Here is a 23,007-nt window from a genome sequence, read left to right as displayed (position 1 = left end):
TGAACATGGCAAGCACAATGACTCCATATTTCGGAATCGTCGTTTCATTAATCGCATACGGAATCGGAACATTATTATTTAAGCATTCAAAAGGATTCTTCTTATTCACACCATTATTCGTAGCGATGGTATTAGGGATTGTCTTTCTAAAAGTAGGTAACTTTACTTTTGAAGAATATAATACTGGCGGAAAAATGATTAGCTTCTTCTTAGAACCAGCAACAATCGCGTTTGCAATTCCATTATATAAACAAGTGGATAAGTTGAAAAAATATTGGTGGCAAATTTTATCGGCTATCGTGGTTGGATCTATTTGCTCAGTAATTGTCGTGTTCATTGTTGCAAAAGCAATTGGTCTAGATACAGCAGTAATGAATTCAATGTTACCACAAGCAGCAACAACAGCAATTGCATTACCGATCTCTGAAAGTATTGGTGGTATACCAGCAATTACATCGTTTGCAGTTATTTTTAACGCGGTTATTGTATACGCATTAGGAGCATTATTCTTAAAAACATTTAGAGTAAAACATCCAATTGCAAAAGGTTTAGCACTTGGAACAGCAGGTCACGCATTAGGAGTGGCAGTAGGAATTGAAATGGGTGAAGTAGAGGCAGCTATGGCAAGTATTGCTGTAACAGTAGTAGGGGTTGTAACTGTAGTTGTCATACCGATGTTTATGCCATTCATTGGCTAATAAAACTTACTTAAAAAAATGAGAAAAGCAAGCTATTTGTAGGACAGATTTCTACTGATAGCTTGCTTTTTATGTTACAGTAGTGGTAAGACCTATTTTAAAAAAATGTAAGTTTCCTTAAATCTTCATTAATACTGTGTAGAATACATTTTGAATTAGGTCATTGTATTGTAAAATAAGAAGTAAGCTACTATAGGATCTGCTAAGAGAGATCTATAATAAGTTTATAAAAATCTTTATATGAATAAATAATTAAAGGTAGAGAAGAGAGAAAAAATCTACTTATTAACGTTTTACTTTATAGGACAGGAGAGAGTACTCGTCGATTATGCAAATAAAAAACCTGTTTCAAAGCAAAGGATTTCAGAGGTTTCTCGTATTAGTAATACTTGCTCTCGTGTTATACGGGCTGCAAAGTATGTTGAATTTAATTTTAATTACGTTTATTCTCACGTATTTAATGGATCGATTCCAAAAGTTTATTTCCCGCAAATTAGATCACTTCATGCCCATTAATCGAAAGCTCATTATAGCATTTCTATATGTAATGTTAATCGGTGGAATTGTTATTACATTATTCAAATATTTACCAGTATTAACGATACAAATTTCACAATTGATTTATCAATTTAACGTGTTTTTAAGAAACCCACCAGATAGTGAATTAATTAAGTATGCAGTTAACGCTGTCAATCATATGGAACTTTCGAAATATGTAGGACAAGGCGTTGACATTTTATATAAATCGATTACGAATGTTGGGAAATTTGGCCTTCAAGTATTACTTTCTTTAATTTTAAGTTTATTTTTCTTATTGGAGAAAGCTCGTATCGTTGCTTTTACTGCAAAATTTAAAGAAAGCCGACTTGCAATTTTCTATACTGAAATTGAGTACTTCGGTAAGAAATTTGCACGTTCATTCGGAAAAGTAATTGAAGCACAATTTTTAATTGCAGTTGTTAACTGTGTTTTATCCGTTATTGCACTATGGATATTAGGATTCCCGCAATTATTAGGTTTAGCGTTAATGATCTTCTTACTTGGTTTAATTCCAGTAGCTGGGGTTATCATTTCGTTATTCCCGCTTTGTATGATTGCTTACAATATTGGCGGTATTATGTACGTTGTTTATATTTTAATTATCGTAACAGTAATTCATGCGCTTGAAAGTTACGTGTTAAATCCGAAGTTCATGTCGCAAAAAACAAACTTACCGATTTTCTATACATTTATGGTATTAATCTTCTCAGAACACTTCTTAGGTGTATGGGGATTAATTATCGGTATTCCAATCTTCATTTTCTTATTAGATGTCTTAGATGTGACAAGTGATGAAATGGAGAATGAAGCCAGAAAAAATAAGGTGAAGTAAAGAAAAAGCATCGATGTTCGATGCTTTTTCTTTTATAACATGATGTTTTTTATGCCATACTGTAAGCAGAAGATAGAATAGGGGTGAAATAATGGCTGTAAATGAAAAGGTAGAGTTAGCTACATTTGCTGGAGGGTGTTTCTGGTGTATGGTTTCGCCATTTGAAGAGATGGAAGGAATTATAAAGGTTGTTTCTGGTTATACAGGTGGTCATAAAGAGAGTCCAACATATAAAGAAGTGTGTTCAGAAACGACTGGACATTATGAGGCAGTACAAATTACATTTGATGCAAATAAAATGCCGTATGAGGAGTTATTAAATATATATTGGAGACAAATTGATCCGACTGATATAGGTGGGCAATTCCACGACCGCGGACAGTCTTATGAAACAGTGATTTTTTATCATAATGAAGAACAACATAAAAAAGCAAATGCTTCAAAAGAAGAGCTTGCAAAGAGTGGACGCTTTTCAAAACCAATTGCGACAAAAGTATTACCAGCAGCTACGTTTTATCCAGCTGAAGACTATCACCAAGGATATCATAAGAAAAATACATTCCGCTATGAGTTATACCGTAAAGGGTCAGGGCGGGATGCGTTTATTAAACAACATTGGCAAAAAGATAATGCTCATTTAAAAGAAAAACTAAATGAGATGCAATTTTATGTAACACAGGAAAATGGAACTGAGCCACCCTTTCAAAATGAATATTGGAATCATAAAGAAGAAGGACTTTATGTAGATATCGTCTCAGATGAACCGTTATTTACTTCTTTAGATAAATTTGATAGCGGGTGTGGATGGCCTAGCTTTACGAAGCCAGTTATGTCAGCAAGTGTGAAAGAAAAAATGGATGTCAGTCATAATATGACGCGTACGGAAGTGAGAAGCAAAGAGGGAGATTCACATCTAGGTCATGTATTCCCGGATGGCCCAGGACCAAATGGTCTTCGTTACTGTATTAATTCCGCAGCCCTTCGATTTATCCGAAAAGAGGAATTAGAGAAAGAAGGATATGGTGATTTTCTAGTCGTATTTGGGAATAAAAAATAACCTCGCAATTAGCGAGGTTATTTTTTTATTTTGCTTTTTTCTTTTTGAACTTGCTTAATACTTCATAAACGATTGGGACAATAAGAAGTGTTAATAACGTTGAACTTGTTAATCCACCAATTACTGTTACACCAAGTCCTTTAGAAATTAAGCCGCTACCTTCAAATCCTAATGCAAGCGGGATAAGAGCCCCAATTGTTGCAATTGCAGTCATTAAAATTGGACGAAGGCGTGTTGCACCAGCTTCTAATAAAGCTTCACGTGTTGATAGACCTTCATTTTCTTTATGAATAACGCGGTCGATAAGCACGATTGCGTTTGTTACAACGATACCGATTAACATAAGCGCACCGATCATTGCAGAGACACTTAACGTTTCACCAGAGATTAATAAGGCAACAAGAGCTCCGATAATTGTAAATGGTAGCGAGAATAAAATTGCGAATGGTGCAAGAGCACCACCAAATGTAACGACAAGAACGAAGTATACAATCGCAATCGCAGCTAACATCGCTAAGCCAAGTTGCTTGAATGATTCTTCAATATCTTTTGTAACGCCGCCCATAGAAACATCTACGCCGGAAGGAAGATCCATTTTATCTACTTCTTTTTGAACCGCGGCAGATGCTTTTGAAACGTCATCAGATGTTAGTTTTGCACTTACTTCTGCATAAACACGGCCATCACGGTGTTTCACTGTATTCGAAGTTTCCCCTTCTTTTACAGTCATAACATCTTTCACAGCCACTTCATTACCAAGTGGCGTTGTAATTTTACGATTTGTTAAGTCATCGATTGTTTCATAATTTTGCTTTTCAGCTTCTACATATACATTGACATCTTTACCGTCTTTTTTAATTGTTGTCACAACAGGGCGATCATGTTGATTAGAAAGTCCCATTCCGATTTGTGCAGCCGTTAGACCCATTTTGCTTAGTTTTTCCTGATCTGCGACTAAAGTGTATTCTGCATACGTTTTTGCAATACTAGAGTCTACATCTTTTAAGTCTTTATTTTTCTTCATGATATTTTGAATATCTTTTACGACAGGCTTAATTTCTTCAGAGCTATCTCCGTAAACGTATAGTTTAATTTCATTACTACCGCCACTCGCTCCGAAATCTTGGTTTTTCCATTCACCTTTTCCAGACATCTTCTGTAAATCTTTAACGACTTGTTCTTTTTCTTTTTCAAAGTTTTTCGTGTCGTTATCATATTGTACGAAGAACATTGCTTGATTTGATTGACCAGGGCTCATTGGGTTTTCTCCACCTAATGAGAATTGAATTGTTTTGACGTCTTTATTATCTTGGAAGTGCTTCTCAGCTTTCGTTGCAATTTTTTCAACGTCTTCTAACGTTTGCCCTGGTTCAGGATTGTACGTTGTAATGATCATTTTTTCTTCTTCAGCTGGTAAGAAACTTACACCGATAATTGGCACTAGTGCAAGACTACCAACTAATAGAAGGACAGCGATACTTGATGTAACAATTTTGTGATTTAAAGCCCATGCAAGTATGCGTTTATACCCATTTGCTAATTTACTTGGTTTTTCTTCATGATGTACTTCTTTTTCCCTCATGCTCTCTTTTTTAAATAAAGAGTGAGCTAACATCGGCACGATTGTAACTGCTACTAGTAACGATGCTAATAAAGCGAAGACGATAGTTAAGGCAAATGGTAAGAACATTTCACCAATCATACCTTTTACTAGTCCAAGCGGTAAGAATACAGCAATTGTTACAATGGTAGAAGACATAATTGGGATGAACATTTCCTTCGTAGCTTCACGAATTAAATCTTTTCCGCGCAGTTTCTCTTCTGATAACGACATTCGTCGGTAAATATTTTCAATAACAACAATGGAGTCATCAACAACGCGTCCAATAGCGACTGTCATTGCTCCAAGTGTCATAATGTTAAGCGTAATATCCATTTGTTTTATGACTAATACAGCAATTAATAAAGAAAGTGGTATGGAAACGACAGAGATTAATGTTGTTCGGATATTTCGTAGGAACAGCATAATAATAACAATCGCAAAGATAGCACCAAAAATGGCTTTGCTCAGCATTGTTTCTACTGATTTCTCAATCGGTGCACCTTGGTCGAATGTTGAAATAATCTCTAAGTCTTTATATTTTTTCTCAAGGTCTTTTACTTTATCTTTCACTGCATTTACAACATCAACAGTATTCGCGTCAGCAGCTTTCACAATTTGAATTCCAATTGCTTCTTTTCCATTTGTTCGAGAAATAGATTCTGCTTTTCCGACTTCTTTAATGTCAGCAATTTCGTCTAATGTAACTGTCGGAATCCCGTTCATAGCCGCTGGATTCATTTGCGGTGTTTGTGTACCAGCTCCAGCGTTTTGACTACCTTGACCGCTAGGTGATGAAGGTATAGCCGGGATCTTTAATTCTTTTAATGCTTTGATTGTCGTAATATTCCCATCTACAACAACCGATTTTTCTGTATCTTTAAATGTATATAAGCCAAGTGGTAAAGATACGTCCGATCCTTTAATTACATTTTTTACAGTATCTTCACTTAAACCTAATTCTTTCATCTTATCTTTCTTGAAGACAAGTTGTACTTCATCTACTTGTTGACCTGAAATTTGAACAGATGCAACACCATCAAGTCCTTTTAATCCTGGCACAACATTCTTCTCTACATTTTCAGTTAAGGTAGCTAAAGATTCATTTTTACTTGCTACGCTTAACGAAATAACTGGAAAGGCATTAAAGTTTACACGTGAAACTTTCGGGTCTTTTACACCTTCTGGAAATTTCACATTTGCGAGAGCTTCTTTAATTTCTGTTTCAGCCTTTTCCATATTTTTATCAAAATCATATTCTATCTGAATAGAAGATGCGTTTTGAAAAGATGATGAACTAACAACGTTTACACCACTTAAATTTTGCAGTTGCTCTTCCATCGGTTTTGAAACTTTGTCAGCTACTTCTTCTGGTGTAGCACCAGGATAAACCGTGGTTACTGTTACAACCGGTGTTGTAATATCAGGAATTGTTTCCAGCTTCATGTTCAGCCCAGAATAAATACCTGCAATGGTAACAATAATGGTTAGTAGCCAAACTGCGAACTTATTTTTTAACGAGAAATTAATGAATTTGTTCATGTTTGCGCTCCCTTTTGTATTGTATTGACCAACTGGTCAGTCTAATACATAATATAACTGACTGATTGGTCAGCCGTCAATGAAAAGGGATGGTATAATAAATTCATAATAAGATGCGAGATTAAATTTAGGAGAGACATGATATGAAAGAAAAAGAGCGTTTAATTATAGAGATGGCTATGAAGTTATTTGCGACTAAGGGTGTAAATGCGACATCAGTACAGGAAATTGTGACCGCTTGTGGCATATCTAAGGGAGCTTTCTATTTATACTTTAAATCGAAAGAGGAACTTTTATTAGCAACACTTCGATATTACTATGACAAGATTCAAAATAAAATGATGGATATTGAAAAAGAATCGTTATTGCCGCGTGAAAAATTTGCAAAACAATTGCATTGCCAGTTTAATGATATACAAAAGCATAAAGAATTTATTATTATGCATGCGAGGGAAAATGCTATACCTTTTAATAAAGAAGTAGAAGAGTTTATGATGCGAATGAAATTGGAATCTCATGCATTTTATCGAAATAGTTTGTTGTCTATTTATGGTGACAAGGTTATGCCGTATTTATTAGATTTAGTAATTATGGTAGAAGGGATCTGCCGTGGGTATTTAGAACTAATTATTTTACAAGCGCCAGAAATTGATTTGTCCTATGTATCGGCTTTTATTTTAAAAAGGGTGGATCATTTAGTAGATGGACTTATAGAATCTTCGGAAGAACCTGTTTTACATGAAGAAAGACTTGGAGAGTTTCTTTGTAAATCAGAGTTTATTAAAGAACAAGTTAAGGAGCATTTTTTAAAAGAAATCATTGTTTTTAAGCGTACATTAGCTGATCAATTAGAAGATGATGAATTACTTATTACGCTAGATGTTTTAGAGGCAGAAATGAGATTACCAAATCCAAGGATTCCAGTTATTCAAGGGATGCTGTCTAATTTAGAGGCATATCCAAATTTAAAGGAATTTCGTTTGCGACTTATGGGGTATTACAATATAAAAAGGTAACAATGATGGCTTTCATTGTTACCTTTTTTATTAATGAACGAATACTGCTTCCTTATATTGTTGTAAATCATGTAAGGGCGTTATTACGTGAATATTTCAAAGAGTTGATATGGCATTGTGCATGTTTGGTGTACCTTTATATTAGTCGATAAGATAATCTGTATTGTGTATACAAAATTCAATAATCTTTTTATTTTAAATCTTGTATTGAGTTTCTTTTTGTTATTAGGATATGACATATATACACTCCATAGCTTTGAATAATCGTAAAGCTAGGAATGATGAAATAACGATATCTTGTTTGATATTCGATTAAGAAATGAATAGATACATAACCAATTATTAGTAGTAAAAATAATGTATAAGGAGTTTCATTTTGTTTAGTTATTATAAGATAAAGAAGTGACAATATACCAAATAGCAAGGTGGTAACATAAATATATCTTTCGTATTTTATAAGGTTGTCTTTTAATGTGATTATATCATTGTCTTTATGTTCTAATCCAAATAAACTCCACATCGGAGCTGAGTCGTAATCGGCCCACATAAGTATGAACTTGTCTTTAAATAAAGATAAAACTTTTTTCGGGTCAGCTATGCGTTCTTGAATAAGTTTTTTTTCCGCGACTGTCCGTTCCTCACCAATTTCAATGGATGTAATATATTCTGCATCTTCCTCAGAATAACCGCCTTTTGTGTCATGATTAAATCCTACTGTGAATTTCCATAGCGGATCACGATTAGAGAGCGGATATTGTGTAACACCGGTGGATATAAGTATGTAGCTAATAATATAATGTACAAGGTAAAAAATGATGAAAATACCAACAAGTTTTTTTATAGAATGGAAAACACTCTGTTTTGATTTTCCTAATATTACTTGTAAAAAAGTATAAATAGTTACGGCAATCAAAATTAAGGCACCAAGTGGACGGATGATATCTCCTAGAGATAGGAAGATTCCTATAAAAATCCACATATATTTATGGCTTAATCCCTTTGTAATTAATATATAAAAACCAAGGTAAAAGAAGAAGGTAGCAAGGTGTTGATTTGTTAATACAGAGCTCATTATAATGCTTGGGATATATAGCGAGTATATTACCCCTGCAATACGCCCAGACCATTCATTAAATACCTTCGAAGTAATCTTATAAATCAGTAATGTTGTTCCTGTGCAATATGCAACATTTAAAATCTTCAGCAGTGTAGGAGATTCTCCGAATAATTTTATAATAGAAGCTTGATACATTGTAAAACCAAGTTGATACACCCATGAAGTATAGTATGTATTTTGAGCAAAACTAAAGTCGCCTTTAGCGGCTTGGACTGCGCTATAGTACATCACTGCAAAGTCAGATTCGATGGGGGTTGGAATATTGAGAATCCAGATCAATCGAATCGAAAAAGTTAAAGTAATAAGTGAAATAGTAAATACTATTTTTGACATATATTTATTCGCAATGTAACCAATAAGTAAAAGGAGTAGACCTATAATAATGGGTGGGACTATAACAAGGAAACGAGAATCGGAAGTACTTCCAATTATGGATATGGAATACCATGTTATGGCTGCATAAATAAATAGGCATAGTAGTAATAAACACTTTACAAAAAATGCATTGGCTTTTAGAGAAAATATATTTTGCATTATATGTCTAAACTCCTTAATGAATTTTATAAGTTATTTCAATGAAAATGGCCCTATGCAAACTTAACTTAGTCTGCATAGGGCTTGTTTTAAGAAATTAAGAGTTTTGTTGAGACCATTCTTCTACGTCCCAAACCTTTGTTATCCAATCTTCATAAAAGTCTGGTTCGTGACATACAAGTAGAATCGTTCCTTTATATGCTTTCATAGCTTTTTTAAGCTCTTCTTTTGCTGTAACATCAAGGTGGTTTGTTGGCTCATCAAATAATAGCCAGTTACTTTCTTCTCCCATTAGTTTACATAAACGAACTTTTGCCTGTTCACCACCACTTAATTGACTTAAAGGGCGAGAGATATGTTCATTTTTTAAACCACATTTTGCTAACATTGCACGGATTTGATGTTGGTCCATGCTAGGAAATGTATTCCACACATCATCAATCGGTGTTATATTATCAGCTTTTACTTCTTGTTCGAAGTATGATGGCGTTAGGAAATCACCAAGGCTTGTTTTACCGCTTAATGGTTTAATCTTGCCTAAAATCGTTTTTAGTAATGTTGATTTACCAACACCATTGCATCCAACAATTGCAATTTTTTCACCGCGTTCAATTGTCATCGTTAATTTTGGTAATAATGGATGTGTATATCCGATTTCTACATCTTCACCTTCAAAGACGAAACGACTACTTGCACGACACTCTTTGAAAGAGAATTCTGGCTTAATTGCCGTTTCAGGACGATCAATACGCTCCATGCGATCAAGTTGTTTTTGACGACTCTTTGCACGACCCGTCGTTGAATAACGAGCTTTGTTCTTCGCAATAAAGTCTTCTTGCTTTTTAATAAATTCGCGTTGTTTTTCATAAGCATTTATATGCTGATTTTTATTGATTTCCGCTAGCTCTAGGAATTTTTCATATGTCGCTGTATAACGCGTCATTTTTGTGAATTCTAGATGGAAAATAATATCGACACATTTATTCATAAATTCCGTATCATGGGAAATTAATAGGAAGGCATGAGGATATTCTTTTAAATAATTTGTTAACCAATGAATATGTTCAACGTCTAGATAGTTGGTAGGTTCGTCTAATAGTAATACTTCTGGTTGTTCAAGTAGTAACTTTGCAAGTAATACTTTTGTACGTTGTCCACCACTTAATGCAGCAACATCACGATCTAAACCGATTGCATCAATTCCAAGACCACGAGCTGCTTCCTCAATTTTAATATCTAATAAATAGAAGCCACCTGCTTCAAGAGCATCTTGAATTTCTGCCATTTGCTCAAGAAGTTCCTCTAATTCTTCCGGTGTAGCAGTTCCCATTTTTTCTGTAACTTCATTTAAAGCTTTTTCCTTTTCAAATAAAGGTAAAAATGCATCTGCTAATACATCACGGATCGTGCGACCGGGTGTTAAAATTGTATGTTGGTCTAAGTAACCGTAATTTGTACCAGGTGTCCATTCTACACGACCTTCATCATGGATAAGCTGACCAGTAATTATATTCATAAATGTTGATTTACCAACACCGTTTGCTCCAACTAATCCAACATGCTCTCCTGCGAGTAAGCGCATGGATACATCTTTAAATAATGTACGATCACCAAATGTATGTCCTAGTTTTTCGACTGTTAATAAGCTCATAATATCCTCCGTCCAACTTGAAATAGTACCTTGAATCATGATACTAAATTCTTTCGTATAATGCTATCATTTCAAAATGTATATTTTTTCAAGAATTATGTTTCATTATTTTGAAAAAAATATATATGATGGTGATAAGTATGAGAGATTTATTGGAGAAGTACCGAAAACGTCGTAGCGTGAAGGGTTAGAAAAGACTATTTTGTCTATAATAGAAAGATAGATAAATAGAAGGTGCAATCAGTTTATTAAAAATGATTGCACCTTTTTTAGGGGAAATAAAAATTATTTAAAGTATCCACGGATAATGCCTCTTACTCGATTTGCATGGAATTTACGTTTATCGTTAAATATATTTTGCATCATGCGGAATATAGCGGCAACGACTGCACGTAAAAGGTAAGGAAATCCATAATGTAAACAGATAACTTTACCAAAACCACCAGCGTAAGAAATAGCTCTGTTTAATGATTGTTCATCTATAGTATCCTCTTTTACAGGATGGTACACGAAAAGATTTTTTCTAAATAAACCTATATAATTTTTTTTCATACCTCGTAGTACGAAATCAGTCTCTTCACCGGCACCATAAATTGTTCCAGATCCAACACCTAAATCTTCATTAAATGTGCCAACGTTTTGTACAAATTGTTTTGTAAAAAACAGAGCGAAAGAGGGGCCCATGAATCCATACTTATTATTTAGAATGATGTCTTTATCAGGCGCATGTATTAAAGATCCTGTTTTTTCAATGTTTGTAGTGTTTGTCGATATAAATTGAATATGTGCATTTGAGTTAAACGTTGCTACTATGCTCTCTAAGACATTCGTTTCGTAAATACAATCATCATCTGGAAAAGCAATAATATCGCCATTAGCAACTTGTAAGCCGATATTTCTTGCACGAGATAGGCCTTTAATAGGTGTATAAATATAGTTAATAGAAAAATTATTGGTATATTCCTCAAAGAGCTCAGAGATTGGAATGTCATTTTGATCTACTACAATAAGTTCGAAGTTTTTATAAGTTTGTTGTTTAAGTGACTTTAGTAGATCTAGAATATCATCACGTCTACCACAAGTGGCCATAATCAAAGAAAATTTCAATTTTAACAGCTCCTTTAAGAGGTTGCGTTTACACCTTTTTGAATCGTGCTTGTAGCTTTCCTAGTAGAGCTAATAGAATCTCATCTTTTGTTACAAATAAGATAAGAATGTATGTTAATCCGCATATTAATATTACTAGGGCGAATTGTATGATTTGTCCAGAGACTAATTTTTTTATAATAAACGCTATTGGTAAAAATGTTAGAGAATAAAATAGGTATTTAAGTTTTTGAATATCAAACAATGTATAATTCACTTTTAATTTCTTTTTTATATATATATATTCGAGAGTAATTAATCCAATGTTTGCAATGGTTGTTGTGAAAATTGCTGTTGTGGGAGTGAGTATATCGAAAAATATTAATGCGATATTGGATACTAAGTTGACGAATCCACAAATAAATAAAAAGCGCACCAAAATATTTTCTTTCTTTTTCACATAAATAATTTGATTCGATAAAATAGACTCAATACCTACTGTGATCATATAAAAAGCAAAAATAATTAAAGTATTACCAGCGGGAGCGAATTCCTTTCCACCATAAATAATGACGGCCGTATGGGCAATGAGCATTAGACCGATTGCCGCAGGAAATAAGGTAATGAAATATACTTTTGAAATTCTATTTAATAAAGATTCATATTCATTTTCAGCTGCATTTCCAGATAAATACGAAAGTCTTGGAATCGTGACTTGTACAACACTTAACATAAGTGTATTGATGATAGTCATAATTTGGAAAGCCATAACATAGAAAGCGACTTCTATTTTTCCTGCGTATGCGCCTAAGACAAGTCGATCTAATTGTGTGTACAAAATACTGGCATTTGAAAAAATAACGACTAATACTAAGGGTTTTAAATGTGGAATAATCGTTAAGTTAGAAAAATCAAATTTGACTTGGCGTTTCACATATATAAAACTAATAAAATGATTTAAGAATGTTGAGAGCACTAATAAGCAGGCAAATGTTTTATAATCATTCACTCCATGAACTAGAGAGAAAAGAAGTCCAACATAGATAAGTCGAACAACAATTGTTTTTTTAGTAATGAAATCATAATTTTCATATGCTTCATTGTACCACTCCACATAAAATATATTTGAAATGAAATTGAAGCCGAAAATTAGAAGGACAGGGAATAAGTTTTCGTTACCGTATCCAATGTAACTAAAGAGTAAAAAGGATAGTAAAGCCAAAATACTAGTCGTAAAGTTAATTACATAAAGACTTGTAAATAACTTAGAAACTTTACTTTTATCATTTTTTATTAAACTAATTTCACGTAGTCCGTATTGATATACACCAAATACTGCGAATATGAAAAAATAATTAAAAATAGTTTCGGCGTAGTTAACAGTTCCTATTGACTTGGCTCCTAGCATTCGATACGCGTAAGGACCAACTAAGATTGGGAGTATAATATTAAATGTATTGAGCAGCATTTTATAAAAGATATTAGAAATAATTGATTTTTGCATGATTTCACCTTTTCATTAAAGTAATACGATTTAATCAAAATATCATTTGTATCGTATTAAGAACCCTTATTAGAGCTAATTATTTGACTCCATATAAAAATATATTTGAAGTGTGAATAATTTTAGTATAATGAAATACATTTTATATACAGTTTTGAAGGTATAGTTTTTTTATATGTGCAATAAATCATCACCTTCATTTGTTAATTACGAGTATAAGTGTACCTTACATAAACTTTGTAAATCAACTATTGCTTGTATAGAAATATATATAAAATAAGTTGTATAAAAAAGAAAATAAGAATGGATATGCGTAGTTAAGATAGATATATAGGTTAAGGGGTGACTATAAAAATCGTAGTGGATGTTTGAATTGTTTAAAAAGCAATGAGCGAATATATATACTACATATTCGCTCATTGCTTTTTATACGCTCCAAGGTTTATTTAAAGTTAGTACTTCAGCCATTTCTTTACTTTTTAGACGTCCTTTTTTTCGATCTTCTGCACGTTCTAGACCAGTTTTGTGCAACCAATGTTCTTCTTCAGTTTCTGGCAGTACTTGCGGAACGGAAGAAGGTTTCCCATCTTTTAGAGCTACGAATGTAATAAAGCAAGTAGCAGCGATGCGACGTTCTCCTAATAATAAGCTTTCTGCGATAACCTTCACAAATACTTCCATAGATGATTTACCAGTATAACAAACAAACGCTTCGTAACAAACAGAATCAGCTTGTTGAATTGGTGTTAAAAAATTAACAGAATCAATAGATGCTGTAACGCAATGTTTTCGGCTATGTCTGGCAGCTGCAATAGAAGCAATACTATCAATTTCCGCTAATAATTTTCCACCGAATAAAGTTTGATGATTGTTCAAATCGTTTGGGAAAACACGTGTTGTTTTAATTGCTTTTGATTCTCTCATAAATTTCTTTTCCATATAATCAGCCCCTAGGTTACGTTTTCAATCAGAGTGACATGTTCTTTATGACATAAAAGGAGTGTTAGTTCCTATTGGATTTTACCAGATATTCAAATGAGTAAAAGTTATGGATAGAGAGGAAAGAATACTTCTGCAAGTATATTCATGCAACTGAAAGAAAATTTATTTTGTCTAAAGTGTAGTGTAAAAGAGGATTCGCTTACATTGCAAGTGAAAAGTGAAGAATACATATTTGTCATATAAATTCCCTATCAGCTGTGTGCCTATTCATGATAGAATCGTTGTGTTATGAATGGAAATAGAGGTGCAATGGACATATGAATCATATAAAAACAAATTTTTCATTTTTCTTCAGTAAAATAATGATCGGTGCGATGCTCGCATTTTTTGTTTATAGTTGTTGGTCAGCGTTTGAAGCAAGCAAGCAACTTTTGGGAGGAAGTAATACAAGTGTGACAATTGTATTGGCAATTTTCATTATCCTCATCTTGTTAGCGGCATCAATTTTACAATATCGTTTTACAGATAAACAATTTCTTATTTTTCTTATAAGTATATCTACAATTGTGAGACTTAGTGTGGTTCTATTTGTAGACGTTCCAGTAATCGGTGATATGAAAGCTATGTATGAGGCTGCAAAGCAGATTGCAATTGGTAATAATATAGAGAATGTAATGCAGTTACCTTTTATTATTTATGAATCGATTGTTATTCGTATATTTGGTGATACGGTATTTGTTTTACAGTTATTTAATGTTCTGTTCTGTACAGGAACCGCATTTTTCATTTATCGTATTGCAGCGATGATTTTTGGGAAAGAATGTGGTCGAATTGCGTCTGTGTTCTACGCTTTATATATTCCAAATATATTTATGAGTTCTTTATTAACGCAGGAATCACTCGCAATATTCCTATTTTATTTTGCTTGTTACATACTTCTACATAAAGGCTTAGAGCATCCTTATATGTGGGTGTTTTCGGCAATTTTATTTGCATTTAGCAATATGATTTTCCCAATGGGGTTATTCCTCCCTATTTTTATCGCTGTGTATGTGCTATTAATTGAATTCTTTCAATCAGCAACGAAAAAAAGAGTATTTTTAAAGATGATAGGGATACTTATTTTATTTTATAGTACTCATTTTGGTGTGAATTACGGAATTAAGACAATGGGAATGTCACAATATACGATTTCGAATGAGACGTATGTTCAATCGGTTTTAATCGGTAAAAATCAAAAAGAGGAAAAAATACCGGAAAATCAAACTGTAATAGAACATATTGATCAAAAGTTAAAAGAGATTGAGAGTGAAAGATTTAAACTGCTAAAACCAGTAATGAATCAGTTTTCAGATGAGGGGATAAATTCTATTCTACTTAAATATGAAAAACTTATATATGTAGTGGTAACGTTATTTATGACTGTAGCTTTATTATATTTTCTTATTAAGACACAACAAAACGAAGGATATGTGTTGTTCTTACTGTTAATTAGTGGATATGTGTTGTTAAGACTTTTCCAAGTACATATGGCATATTACAATATGATTGTGCCAGCCTTGTTTATTTTACAAAGCTTTGGTGTTTATATGAGTTATGTTTACTGTCAAAAAATATTTTTCAGAAAATAAAAAGAATCCATTTTGGATTCTTTTTTTGTAGATGGATGATTAGAGTTCATACAAAGGAGAGATGAAGAATCTCCACCCTTATATTTGTTTGCTTTATCGGTTTAGTTCTAGCTGCAAACTATCCGCTGTTAAGGCCATTTTTGAGGAGTCGTCTTGAATACTCTTCATTACCTGTGAAATAACTTCTAATTCATTTTCAATTTTTTTATTCTGGTCTTTAGAGTTAGACATATCTTTTACGATTTCTTGGAAATATTGATCTGTCGCATGCATACTATCTGTCCCTTCAGATACGAGAGAGCTAATTTGTTCTACGGAGGAAGAGACGTGGATAATTTGTTTATTAGTTTTTTCAACGAGCTTTGTAACGTTGTAGATAGATTCTTTCGTTTGCTCTGATAACTTTCGAATTTCTCCCGCTACGACTGAAAAACCTTTACCGAATTCACCAGCACGTGCAGATTCAATAGCAGCATTTAATGCTAGTAAATTTGTTTGCTCAGCGATTGATTTTACGATATCAATGATTTCGTTAATTTTATTAGAAATATCGAGAAGTTCACGAGTATCAGTAATGATAGTTTCCATATTTGTTTGAATGCTTTCCATACGTTTGTTTTGCAGATTTAATTGTTCTTTTCCTTTATTAGCCTTTTCTTCTGATGTTGTGGCTAATGATGTACCTGTTTTTGCAATTCCTACAATATTTTCTGATTTAGATGTTAACTGTTGAATAGAAGAACTTGTTTTTTCAGATACTGCTGCTAGTTCTGTTGCAATATGTGTAATCGTCATAGCTGTCAGTTCTTTTTCTTTTTCATGTTCTTTTTGAATTCTTTCATATTCGGATTCATAAGCCGCAATAACAAGTTCTTGTTCTAATGTAAATAATTTGTTTATTACATTTATAGAATAAGAAAAATCCTCTATTGTTGAAATTTTAGTTTGCAAAATCTTCATGACGGAACGGAATAATTCTTGATAGGCTGCAGTATACCATTTTCTATGTAAACCAATTTGTACATGTCTTCTTGCAATTTTAGCACGTTGTTCAATAAAATCTTCATACATATTACCGCTAAATAATTCTTTAATATGTGTTTTTAACGTTTGTTTTAATTTGGGAATAGAGCTGTAGCGTTCAATAACGGCAATTAAATTAGGTTGTTTTGTGATGTTGGTGTAGAATTTTTCAGTGATCCAATCTATTTCCTCATAAATAAACGGCTGTAATACTTTTACAATTTGTAAATCTTCCTTCGAAATATGTAGCATATCCATTTGAGTTTTTAGTTCAGAATTAGCAGGCACATTAAATATTATTTGTTGGCCTTTACTTAACTCAATTATACTGGTGTTTGTTTTAATTTTTTTAAAAACCCCAAGCATCATTCTTCCCCCTGTTTGTAAAGCGTTTTCAATTTTGTATTCTAATGTAATTATATATTGTTATATAAAATTACTCTACAGTATATGGAATTGTATATAAATTAAGAGAATTCTATGTAGAATTCTCTTAATGACCTTTATTAATTTTAGCATGTGTTTTAAAGAAAACAGGGAAATGTACATTATATATTACAGTGACGACACGAATAATGAATGTTACTAATAAACAAACATAGAAAGCTAATACGTGCGCGCCCATTGCATGTGTGATTAGGAAGCTAATTGCTCCTAAGATAGAAGCGATTGCGTAAATTTCTTTTCGGAATACGTAAGGGATATCTTGAGCGCAAATGTCACGCAAAATACCGCCTCCAATACCTGTAATGACTCCCATTGAAACTACTAAAAATGAGGCGTCAACGTGATGTGACATTGCTGCATTTGCACCAATAGCTGTAAAAACACCTAAGCCAACAGCATCAGAAAGCATAATAACGACTTGAAGTTTATTGATGCGTTCAAAAAACATACAAGTAAATAATGCTGATAATACGCTTACGAAAAAGTAAATGGGTTTTACAAATGCGACAGGAGGCAGGTTACCAATCATAATATCACGAATAATACCGCCGCCGAGCGCAGTAGCTACAGCTAAACAAAGGACACCGAATAAATCTAAATCTTTTTTTAAACCAACTAATGTACCAGAAATGGCAGCGGCGATAATGCCAAGAAACGTAAATATATCGATTAATAACATGGCTCTAATTCCTTCCTTATAAAGATGTTCCAGAGAAAAAATATACACTAAAGTTTTGGAAATAACAATGTATTTTCTTTACGTGTAAAAAAAAAGAATAAATTAGGAAAGAAAGCGTTTGAAAATACAAATTTATTACCTTTTCTATTATAAAAATTGGTATATAAATCGGATAGTTTAACAATAAGGTTATGCTATAATAAACATTTGAGATGGATAAAAAATGTTTATTTTATAGGTTGAAATTATGTAATAGTTATGGAGGCTTTAAATGTTAAAGGAAAACAGTATAAGTAGTAAATTTGAAAATTTCTTACTGATTTTTATAATGTTACAGCCAATTCTAGATTTACTCACGGCATTTTGTATAATGGTTTTAAAAATTGATACAACCATTGGAATTCTTACGCGTCTATTTGTCATGGGCCTAGGAGGAATATACATTGTATTCCAAGCTAGGAAAAGAGGGAATCTTAAGTACTTGCTGTATATAATTGGAATGGGTGCTTTTTTCACTATAGGACTAATTAATAATAAATTGGTTAAGGATCCTATCGTATTAGGGGAAGAGATTAAGTTTATAGCGAAATCTTTATATCCGTTTATCATGTTTACTTGCTATATTTTGGTCTTTAAATCACTTAAAGAAAATAGGCATTTTAAAATGCGAAACAATATTGCCTATGCAGCATTAATTATAAATATAGTAATGGTAGTTTCAGTTGTAACAGGAACAGATTATAACAGTTATGATTGGTTAAAGGTTGGTTCACGTGGATGGTTTTATGCAGGGAATGAATTAGGTTCAATTCTGGCGATTATTTGTCCAATAGTTGTTTTATATTCTATTGAAAAAACAACTAGTATGTCTAAAATATATTGCTGGATTCCTTCTATTTTGATTATTTTTTCATTGTTTGCTGTTGGTACAAAGGTTGGATTTGGAGCGATTTTTGCTACAATGATTATTGCGTTCATCATGTGTTTTATTCAGGCATTTATGCAACGTAAAGATACAAAGAAAAATGCATATGTATTAAATGGTATGATTGCAATGACTGTTTTTCTAGGGGTAATGGCATACACTCCTTTCTCACCATTTATGAAAAATATGGGGCTACATTTTCAAGTAATTGAGAAGCAACAAAATGAGAAGAAGGAAGAAAATGCGAAACAAGTAGAAGAATTGAAAGAACATAAACCTCACGTTATTGAGACGGAAAAAGAGAAAGAAATTGAAATTGAAAAAGAACAGAAAGAGGAAACACAGGCTATTATCTTTAGTGGCAGGGAATTATTTGAACAGCAGTATAAAGAGTACTATGAAAAAGCTCCTCTTTCTCAAAAAATATTAGGTATGGGTTATTCAGGTAATTATAAAGGTGAGCCCAAATTAATTGAACGAGATTTCCATGATTGGTTCTATTCATTTGGAATTGGTGGACTTGGGTTACTTTTACTACCTTTTGTATACTTTGGACTTAAAATTATTAGACTTGTATTGACTAAATTTAAACAATTATTCACTGTGAAATATGTATTAGTAATGACCGGAATAGGTTTAGCCCTAGGTATTTCATTTATAGCTGGTCATGTTTTAATGGCACCGGGTGTAAGTTTTTATTTAGCCCTTATTAGCGCATACCTACTTGTTGATTTGGAAATTGAATGATTAAAAAATAAAAGCTAGCACATGTTAGCTTTTATTTTTGTTATAGTAAGTAAAAATAAAAAAGTGTGGAGGAAATAGGAAATGAAAGTGTTACATATAAATGCTGGTGCAGAAGAGGGCGGAGGAAAAACACATATTATTTCACTTTTATCTCAGTTTCCGAAGAAAGAAGTGGAATTAATGGTATTCGAAGAAGGTGCGATTGCTAGAGAAGCGAGAGACCTTGGTATTCAAGTGCATGTTTTTACTCAATCATCTCGGTACGACCTATCCATTCTTTCAAGAATAAAATCATTTATTAATGAAAATCAATTTGACATTGTGCATACACATGGAGCACGAGCGAATTTCTATCTCTCCCTCTTGAAAAAAGGTATAAAAGCAAAATGGATAATGACTGTCCATAGTGATCCAACGTTGGATTTTATGCAGAGAGGATTAAAAGGGTGGGTGTTTACGAAGTTAAATTTACGTTCTTTCAAGAAGGTGGATTTGTTTTTTGCAATTACGGAAAACTTTAAGAAAAACATAATAAATCTTGGCGTACCAGAAGAGAAAATTTGTACGACCTATAATGGAATTGAATATGATAACGTTCCAGCAAAACCTTATGATAAAAGTGAATTTGGAATAGAAGAAGGAGTATTTACAGCCATTCAAGTAGCTCGTCTGCATCCTGTGAAAGGCCACCACATTTTGTTTGAGGCGTTACAAAAAATTAAAATACCAAATATAAAGGTACTTTTGCTTGGTGACGGACCTATAGAAGAAGAATTAAAAGAGATGGTGAAACAAAAAAAACTAGAGGATAAGGTGATTTTTCTAGGTTTTCGTACAGATTCAAAAGAATTATATGCATCTGCACACATTAATTTGTTAACCTCTTATAGTGAAAGTTTCCCTCTCGTTTTATTAGAAGCAGCAAATCAACGCTTAACCTCTATTGCAACAAATGTAGGTGATATGAAAAAGTTAATAGTTGATGATACGTATGGCTGGATTGTACCAATTGGTGATGTAGACTCGTTAGCAAGCGCATTAGAAAATGCTTACGAAAAATGGTTGAATGGTGAATTAGAAGCGATGGGAAATCGTTTATATAATCATGCATCTACTCAGTTCTCCCTAAAAAATTTGTATGAAGATACTTATAATGCATATAAAAAACTTTTACTGAAATAGAGAGGATAGTTAATCATGGAAGTAAAAACGGTTGATATTCTAGGTGTTCCTTTTTCTACAATGACAATGGATGAAACGGTCCAATATTTGAAGGGGCAACTAGAATTGGAGCGAACGCATACTTTTCAGGTAGTAACAGCGAATCCTGAAATTGTTATGTGTGCAAAAAAGGATGAAAAGTTCCATAAAACATTATTAAATACAGATTTAATTACACCTGATGGTATTGGAGTTGTAAAAGCAAGTGGTATGCTTGGTACACCTGTAAAAGAGCGTGTAGCAGGTTTTGATTTAATGTGTAATTTGTTTGCGAAGTTATCAGAAGAGAATAAACCAGTATCCGTTTTCTTATTAGGAGCAAAACCACATGTTGTACAAGCTGCAGCAGATCATTTAACGAAGACGTATTCAGCGGTATCTATTGTGGGTATACAAGATGGGTATTTTAAACAAGAGGACGAAGAAAATATCATTTCTCGTATTCAAGAAGCAAAACCAGATCTATTACTTGTCGCACTTGGTTTCCCGAGACAAGAGAACTTTATCCAAACTAATAAGCATCGTTTAGAAACGAAAATGGCTGTTGGAGTAGGTGGAAGTTTAGACGTATGGGCTGGAGAGGTAAAACGTGCACCAAAATGGATTCAATCGATTTATTTAGAGTGGTTTTATAGATTGTGTAGCAATCCAACGCGCTGGCGTCGTCAGTTAGTATTAGTGGAATTTTTAAAAGAAGTTATGCGTTCGAAAAAGTAGCGGAATATCGCTACTTTTTTATTTGGCCATTTTTGATAAAATGCAACTTTAATCAGTGAGGTTTTGTTCATCTCCTACTGATTGTTAGTCTTCACCAATCGGACATTTACTGGCAGTTGATCTTCAATCTAACTCTTTCGCTCCAGCTGAATTTTGAGGCGGGATAAGTATTTTATTTTTTGGGAATAGAAGAAGGAGAATTTTTTACACGAAAGTATTTTACTTATGTAATTCACACATGTAAAATGATGTGTAAAGACAGCTGTGTAAGGAGGACTTCTTGTGGGCAAGGTGAAAGAAATTTCGAAGCGAAAGCTACTTGGTATAGCAGGGCTTGGATGGTTATTTGATGCAATGGATGTTGGAATGCTTTCATTTGTAATGGTAGCACTGCAAAAAGATTGGGGATTAAGTACGCAAGAAATGGGCTGGATAGGCAGCATTAATTCGATTGGTATGGCAGTTGGAGCACTCGTTTTTGGAATACTATCAGATAAAATAGGGCGGAAATCAGTCTTTATTATTACATTATTACTATTTTCTATCGGTAGTGGTTTAACTGCTTTAACGACGACACTTGCGATGTTCCTTGTTTTACGATTTTTAATTGGTATGGGGCTTGGCGGAGAGCTTCCAGTTGCGTCTACATTAGTATCAGAGAGCGTTGAAGCGCATGAACGTGGCAAAATAGTTGTGCTATTAGAAAGCTTTTGGGCAGGTGGATGGCTAATTGCAGCCCTTATCTCGTATTTTGTTATTCCGAAATATGGGTGGGAAGTTGCAATGGTATTGAGCGCGGTTCCGGCATTATATGCTTTATATTTAAGATGGAATTTACCGGATTCTCCGAGATTTCAAAAGGCTGAAAAAAGACCGTCCGTTATTGAAAATGTAAAGTCAGTTTGGTCTGGGGAATATCGTAAGGCAACAATTATGTTATGGATTCTATGGTTTTCTGTTGTCTTTTCCTATTATGGGATGTTCCTTTGGTTACCTAGTGTGATGGTATTAAAAGGATTTAGTTTAATAAAAAGTTTCCAGTACGTACTTATTATGACGTTAGCTCAATTGCCAGGATATTTCACGGCTGCTTGGTTTATTGAACGACTTGGTCGTAAGTTCGTTTTAGTTACGTATTTAATCGGTACAGCATGTAGTGCTTATTTGTTTGGAGTGGCGGAGTCATTAACGGTATTAATCGTAGCAGGCATGTTACTATCCTTCTTTAATTTAGGTGCTTGGGGTGCATTATACGCTTATACACCGGAACAGTATCCAACGGTTATTCGTGGTACAGGTGCAGGGATGGCAGCAGCATTCGGTCGTATTGGTGGTATTCTTGGGCCGCTATTAGTAGGATATTTAGTTGCTTCACAGGCTTCACTATCACTAATATTTACGATTTTCTGTGGATCAATTTTAATTGGCGTAGTTGCTGTAATTGTACTTGGGCAAGAAACGAAGCAACGAGAATTAGTATAAGGTGAAAGTTTAATCG

The 23,007-nt window shown here is 33.4% G+C and carries 17 protein-coding genes and 1 pseudogene; 9 read left to right on the top strand and 9 right to left on the bottom strand.

Annotated elements, in window-relative coordinates:
• Nucleotides 1-5: 5 nt before the first annotated feature.
• From lrgB to msrB, 3 genes are all read left to right on the top strand, one after another.
• Entirely contained in the window at nt 6-698 is a 693-nt protein-coding gene (gene lrgB, locus JDS82_RS19455; RefSeq protein ID WP_000168869.1) for an antiholin-like protein LrgB, read from the top strand.
• A gap of 328 nt (nt 699-1,026) precedes the next feature.
• Nucleotides 1,027-2,070 (top strand): AI-2E family transporter, encoded by a 1,044-nt coding sequence (locus JDS82_RS19450; RefSeq protein ID WP_001165999.1) that lies wholly within the window; start codon nt 1,027-1,029, stop codon nt 2,068-2,070.
• A 91-nt stretch (nt 2,071-2,161) separates the two neighbouring features.
• Nucleotides 2,162-3,127 carry a peptide-methionine (R)-S-oxide reductase MsrB gene (gene msrB / locus JDS82_RS19445; RefSeq protein WP_199713776.1) on the top strand — a complete coding sequence of 322 codons (966 nt, stop codon included), beginning with the start codon at nt 2,162-2,164 and terminating at the stop codon, nt 3,125-3,127.
• 25 nt (nt 3,128-3,152) lie between these two features.
• Here msrB and JDS82_RS19440 read toward each other — a convergent pair whose 3' ends face one another.
• On the bottom strand, nt 3,153-6,269 hold the full coding sequence (locus JDS82_RS19440) for an efflux RND transporter permease subunit (RefSeq protein ID WP_001031851.1): 3,117 nt from the start codon (nt 6,267-6,269) through the stop codon (nt 3,153-3,155).
• A 143-nt stretch (nt 6,270-6,412) separates the two neighbouring features.
• Here JDS82_RS19440 and JDS82_RS19435 point away from each other — a divergent pair, with 143 nt between their 5' ends.
• Nucleotides 6,413-7,285, top strand: a complete 873-nt coding sequence (locus tag JDS82_RS19435) for a TetR/AcrR family transcriptional regulator (RefSeq protein ID WP_000659617.1) — start codon at nt 6,413-6,415, stop codon at nt 7,283-7,285.
• Between the two features lie 190 nt (nt 7,286-7,475).
• Here JDS82_RS19435 and JDS82_RS19430 read toward each other — a convergent pair whose 3' ends face one another.
• The 5 genes from JDS82_RS19430 to JDS82_RS19410 all read right to left on the bottom strand — a co-directional run bounded on the left by JDS82_RS19430 (nt 7,476) and on the right by JDS82_RS19410 (nt 14,116).
• Nucleotides 7,476-8,936, bottom strand: coding sequence for an ArnT family glycosyltransferase (locus tag JDS82_RS19430; protein WP_199713775.1), 1,461 nt, complete (start codon nt 8,934-8,936; stop codon nt 7,476-7,478).
• A 97-nt stretch (nt 8,937-9,033) separates the two neighbouring features.
• Nucleotides 9,034-10,626 carry an ABC-F family ATP-binding cassette domain-containing protein gene (locus JDS82_RS19425; RefSeq protein WP_074651465.1) on the bottom strand — a complete coding sequence of 531 codons (1,593 nt, stop codon included), beginning with the start codon at nt 10,624-10,626 and terminating at the stop codon, nt 9,034-9,036.
• 246 nt (nt 10,627-10,872) lie between these two features.
• Entirely contained in the window at nt 10,873-11,694 is an 822-nt protein-coding gene (locus tag JDS82_RS19420; RefSeq protein WP_199713774.1) for a glycosyltransferase family 2 protein, read from the bottom strand.
• A 28-nt stretch (nt 11,695-11,722) separates the two neighbouring features.
• On the bottom strand, nt 11,723-13,177 hold the full coding sequence (locus tag JDS82_RS19415) for an oligosaccharide flippase family protein (protein WP_048566741.1): 1,455 nt from the start codon (nt 13,175-13,177) through the stop codon (nt 11,723-11,725).
• Between the two features lie 426 nt (nt 13,178-13,603).
• Entirely contained in the window at nt 13,604-14,116 is a 513-nt protein-coding gene (locus JDS82_RS19410; protein WP_000412137.1) for an acyl-CoA thioesterase, read from the bottom strand.
• A 320-nt stretch (nt 14,117-14,436) separates the two neighbouring features.
• Between JDS82_RS19410 and JDS82_RS19405 the strand changes: the two genes are divergently transcribed.
• Nucleotides 14,437-15,750, top strand: coding sequence for an ArnT family glycosyltransferase (locus tag JDS82_RS19405; RefSeq protein ID WP_001015568.1), 1,314 nt, complete (start codon nt 14,437-14,439; stop codon nt 15,748-15,750).
• A gap of 93 nt (nt 15,751-15,843) precedes the next feature.
• On the opposite strand, the gene JDS82_RS30395 is transcribed toward JDS82_RS19405, so the two are convergent.
• From JDS82_RS30395 to JDS82_RS19395, 3 genes and pseudogenes are all read right to left on the bottom strand, one after another.
• Nucleotides 15,844-16,650 (bottom strand): methyl-accepting chemotaxis protein, encoded by an 807-nt coding sequence (locus tag JDS82_RS30395; protein WP_370512820.1) that lies wholly within the window; start codon nt 16,648-16,650, stop codon nt 15,844-15,846.
• Nucleotides 16,648-17,025, bottom strand: a pseudogene (locus JDS82_RS30390) (protoglobin family protein); the annotation flags it as partial. The pseudogene JDS82_RS30390 and the gene JDS82_RS30395, both read right to left, overlap by 3 nt.
• Before the next feature lie 241 nt (nt 17,026-17,266).
• Nucleotides 17,267-17,899: a trimeric intracellular cation channel family protein gene (locus JDS82_RS19395; RefSeq protein ID WP_000924369.1), complete on the bottom strand. Its 633-nt coding sequence runs from the start codon at nt 17,897-17,899 to the stop codon at nt 17,267-17,269.
• Nucleotides 17,900-18,170: 271 nt separating this feature from the next.
• Here JDS82_RS19395 and JDS82_RS19390 point away from each other — a divergent pair, with 271 nt between their 5' ends.
• The 4 genes from JDS82_RS19390 (at nt 18,171) to JDS82_RS19375 (ending at nt 22,991) form a co-directional block, all read left to right on the top strand.
• Nucleotides 18,171-19,571, top strand: a complete 1,401-nt coding sequence (locus JDS82_RS19390) for an O-antigen ligase family protein (protein ID WP_000910731.1) — start codon at nt 18,171-18,173, stop codon at nt 19,569-19,571.
• A gap of 81 nt (nt 19,572-19,652) precedes the next feature.
• Nucleotides 19,653-20,753 carry a glycosyltransferase family 4 protein gene (locus tag JDS82_RS19385; protein WP_048566739.1) on the top strand — a complete coding sequence of 367 codons (1,101 nt, stop codon included), beginning with the start codon at nt 19,653-19,655 and terminating at the stop codon, nt 20,751-20,753.
• Nucleotides 20,754-20,768: 15 nt separating this feature from the next.
• Nucleotides 20,769-21,509 carry a WecB/TagA/CpsF family glycosyltransferase gene (locus JDS82_RS19380; protein ID WP_064449087.1) on the top strand — a complete coding sequence of 247 codons (741 nt, stop codon included), beginning with the start codon at nt 20,769-20,771 and terminating at the stop codon, nt 21,507-21,509.
• A gap of 282 nt (nt 21,510-21,791) precedes the next feature.
• Nucleotides 21,792-22,991, top strand: a complete 1,200-nt coding sequence (locus JDS82_RS19375) for an MFS transporter (RefSeq protein ID WP_000521099.1) — start codon at nt 21,792-21,794, stop codon at nt 22,989-22,991.
• Nucleotides 22,992-23,007: the final 16 nt, after the last annotated feature.

Source organism: Bacillus cereus group sp. N14 (assembly GCF_016483555.1).
GTDB lineage: Bacteria > Bacillota > Bacilli > Bacillales > Bacillaceae_G > Bacillus_A > Bacillus_A wiedmannii.
This window is presented reverse-complemented; position numbering and strand designations above follow the sequence as displayed.

Bases quoted from the DNA above. Each gene is read 5' to 3' on its own strand.
- lrgB (WP_000168869.1), top strand. From the start codon at position 6: ATGGCAAGCACAATGACTCCATATTTCGGAATCGTCGTTTCATTAATC.
- JDS82_RS19450 (WP_001165999.1), top strand. From the start codon at position 1,027: ATGCAAATAAAAAACCTGTTTCAAAGCAAAGGATTTCAGAGGTTTCTC.
- msrB (WP_199713776.1), top strand. From the start codon at position 2,162: ATGGCTGTAAATGAAAAGGTAGAGTTAGCTACATTTGCTGGAGGGTGT.
- JDS82_RS19440 (WP_001031851.1), bottom strand. From the start codon at position 6,269: ATGAACAAATTCATTAATTTCTCGTTAAAAAATAAGTTCGCAGTTTGG.
- JDS82_RS19435 (WP_000659617.1), top strand. From the start codon at position 6,413: ATGAAAGAAAAAGAGCGTTTAATTATAGAGATGGCTATGAAGTTATTT.
- JDS82_RS19430 (WP_199713775.1), bottom strand. From the start codon at position 8,936: ATGCAAAATATATTTTCTCTAAAAGCCAATGCATTTTTTGTAAAGTGT.
- JDS82_RS19425 (WP_074651465.1), bottom strand. From the start codon at position 10,626: ATGATTCAAGGTACTATTTCAAGTTGGACGGAGGATATTATGAGCTTA.
- JDS82_RS19415 (WP_048566741.1), bottom strand. From the start codon at position 13,177: ATGCAAAAATCAATTATTTCTAATATCTTTTATAAAATGCTGCTCAAT.
- JDS82_RS19410 (WP_000412137.1), bottom strand. From the start codon at position 14,116: ATGGAAAAGAAATTTATGAGAGAATCAAAAGCAATTAAAACAACACGT.
- JDS82_RS19405 (WP_001015568.1), top strand. From the start codon at position 14,437: ATGAATCATATAAAAACAAATTTTTCATTTTTCTTCAGTAAAATAATG.
- JDS82_RS19395 (WP_000924369.1), bottom strand. From the start codon at position 17,899: ATGTTATTAATCGATATATTTACGTTTCTTGGCATTATCGCCGCTGCC.
- JDS82_RS19390 (WP_000910731.1), top strand. From the start codon at position 18,171: ATGTTAAAGGAAAACAGTATAAGTAGTAAATTTGAAAATTTCTTACTG.
- JDS82_RS19385 (WP_048566739.1), top strand. From the start codon at position 19,653: ATGAAAGTGTTACATATAAATGCTGGTGCAGAAGAGGGCGGAGGAAAA.
- JDS82_RS19380 (WP_064449087.1), top strand. From the start codon at position 20,769: ATGGAAGTAAAAACGGTTGATATTCTAGGTGTTCCTTTTTCTACAATG.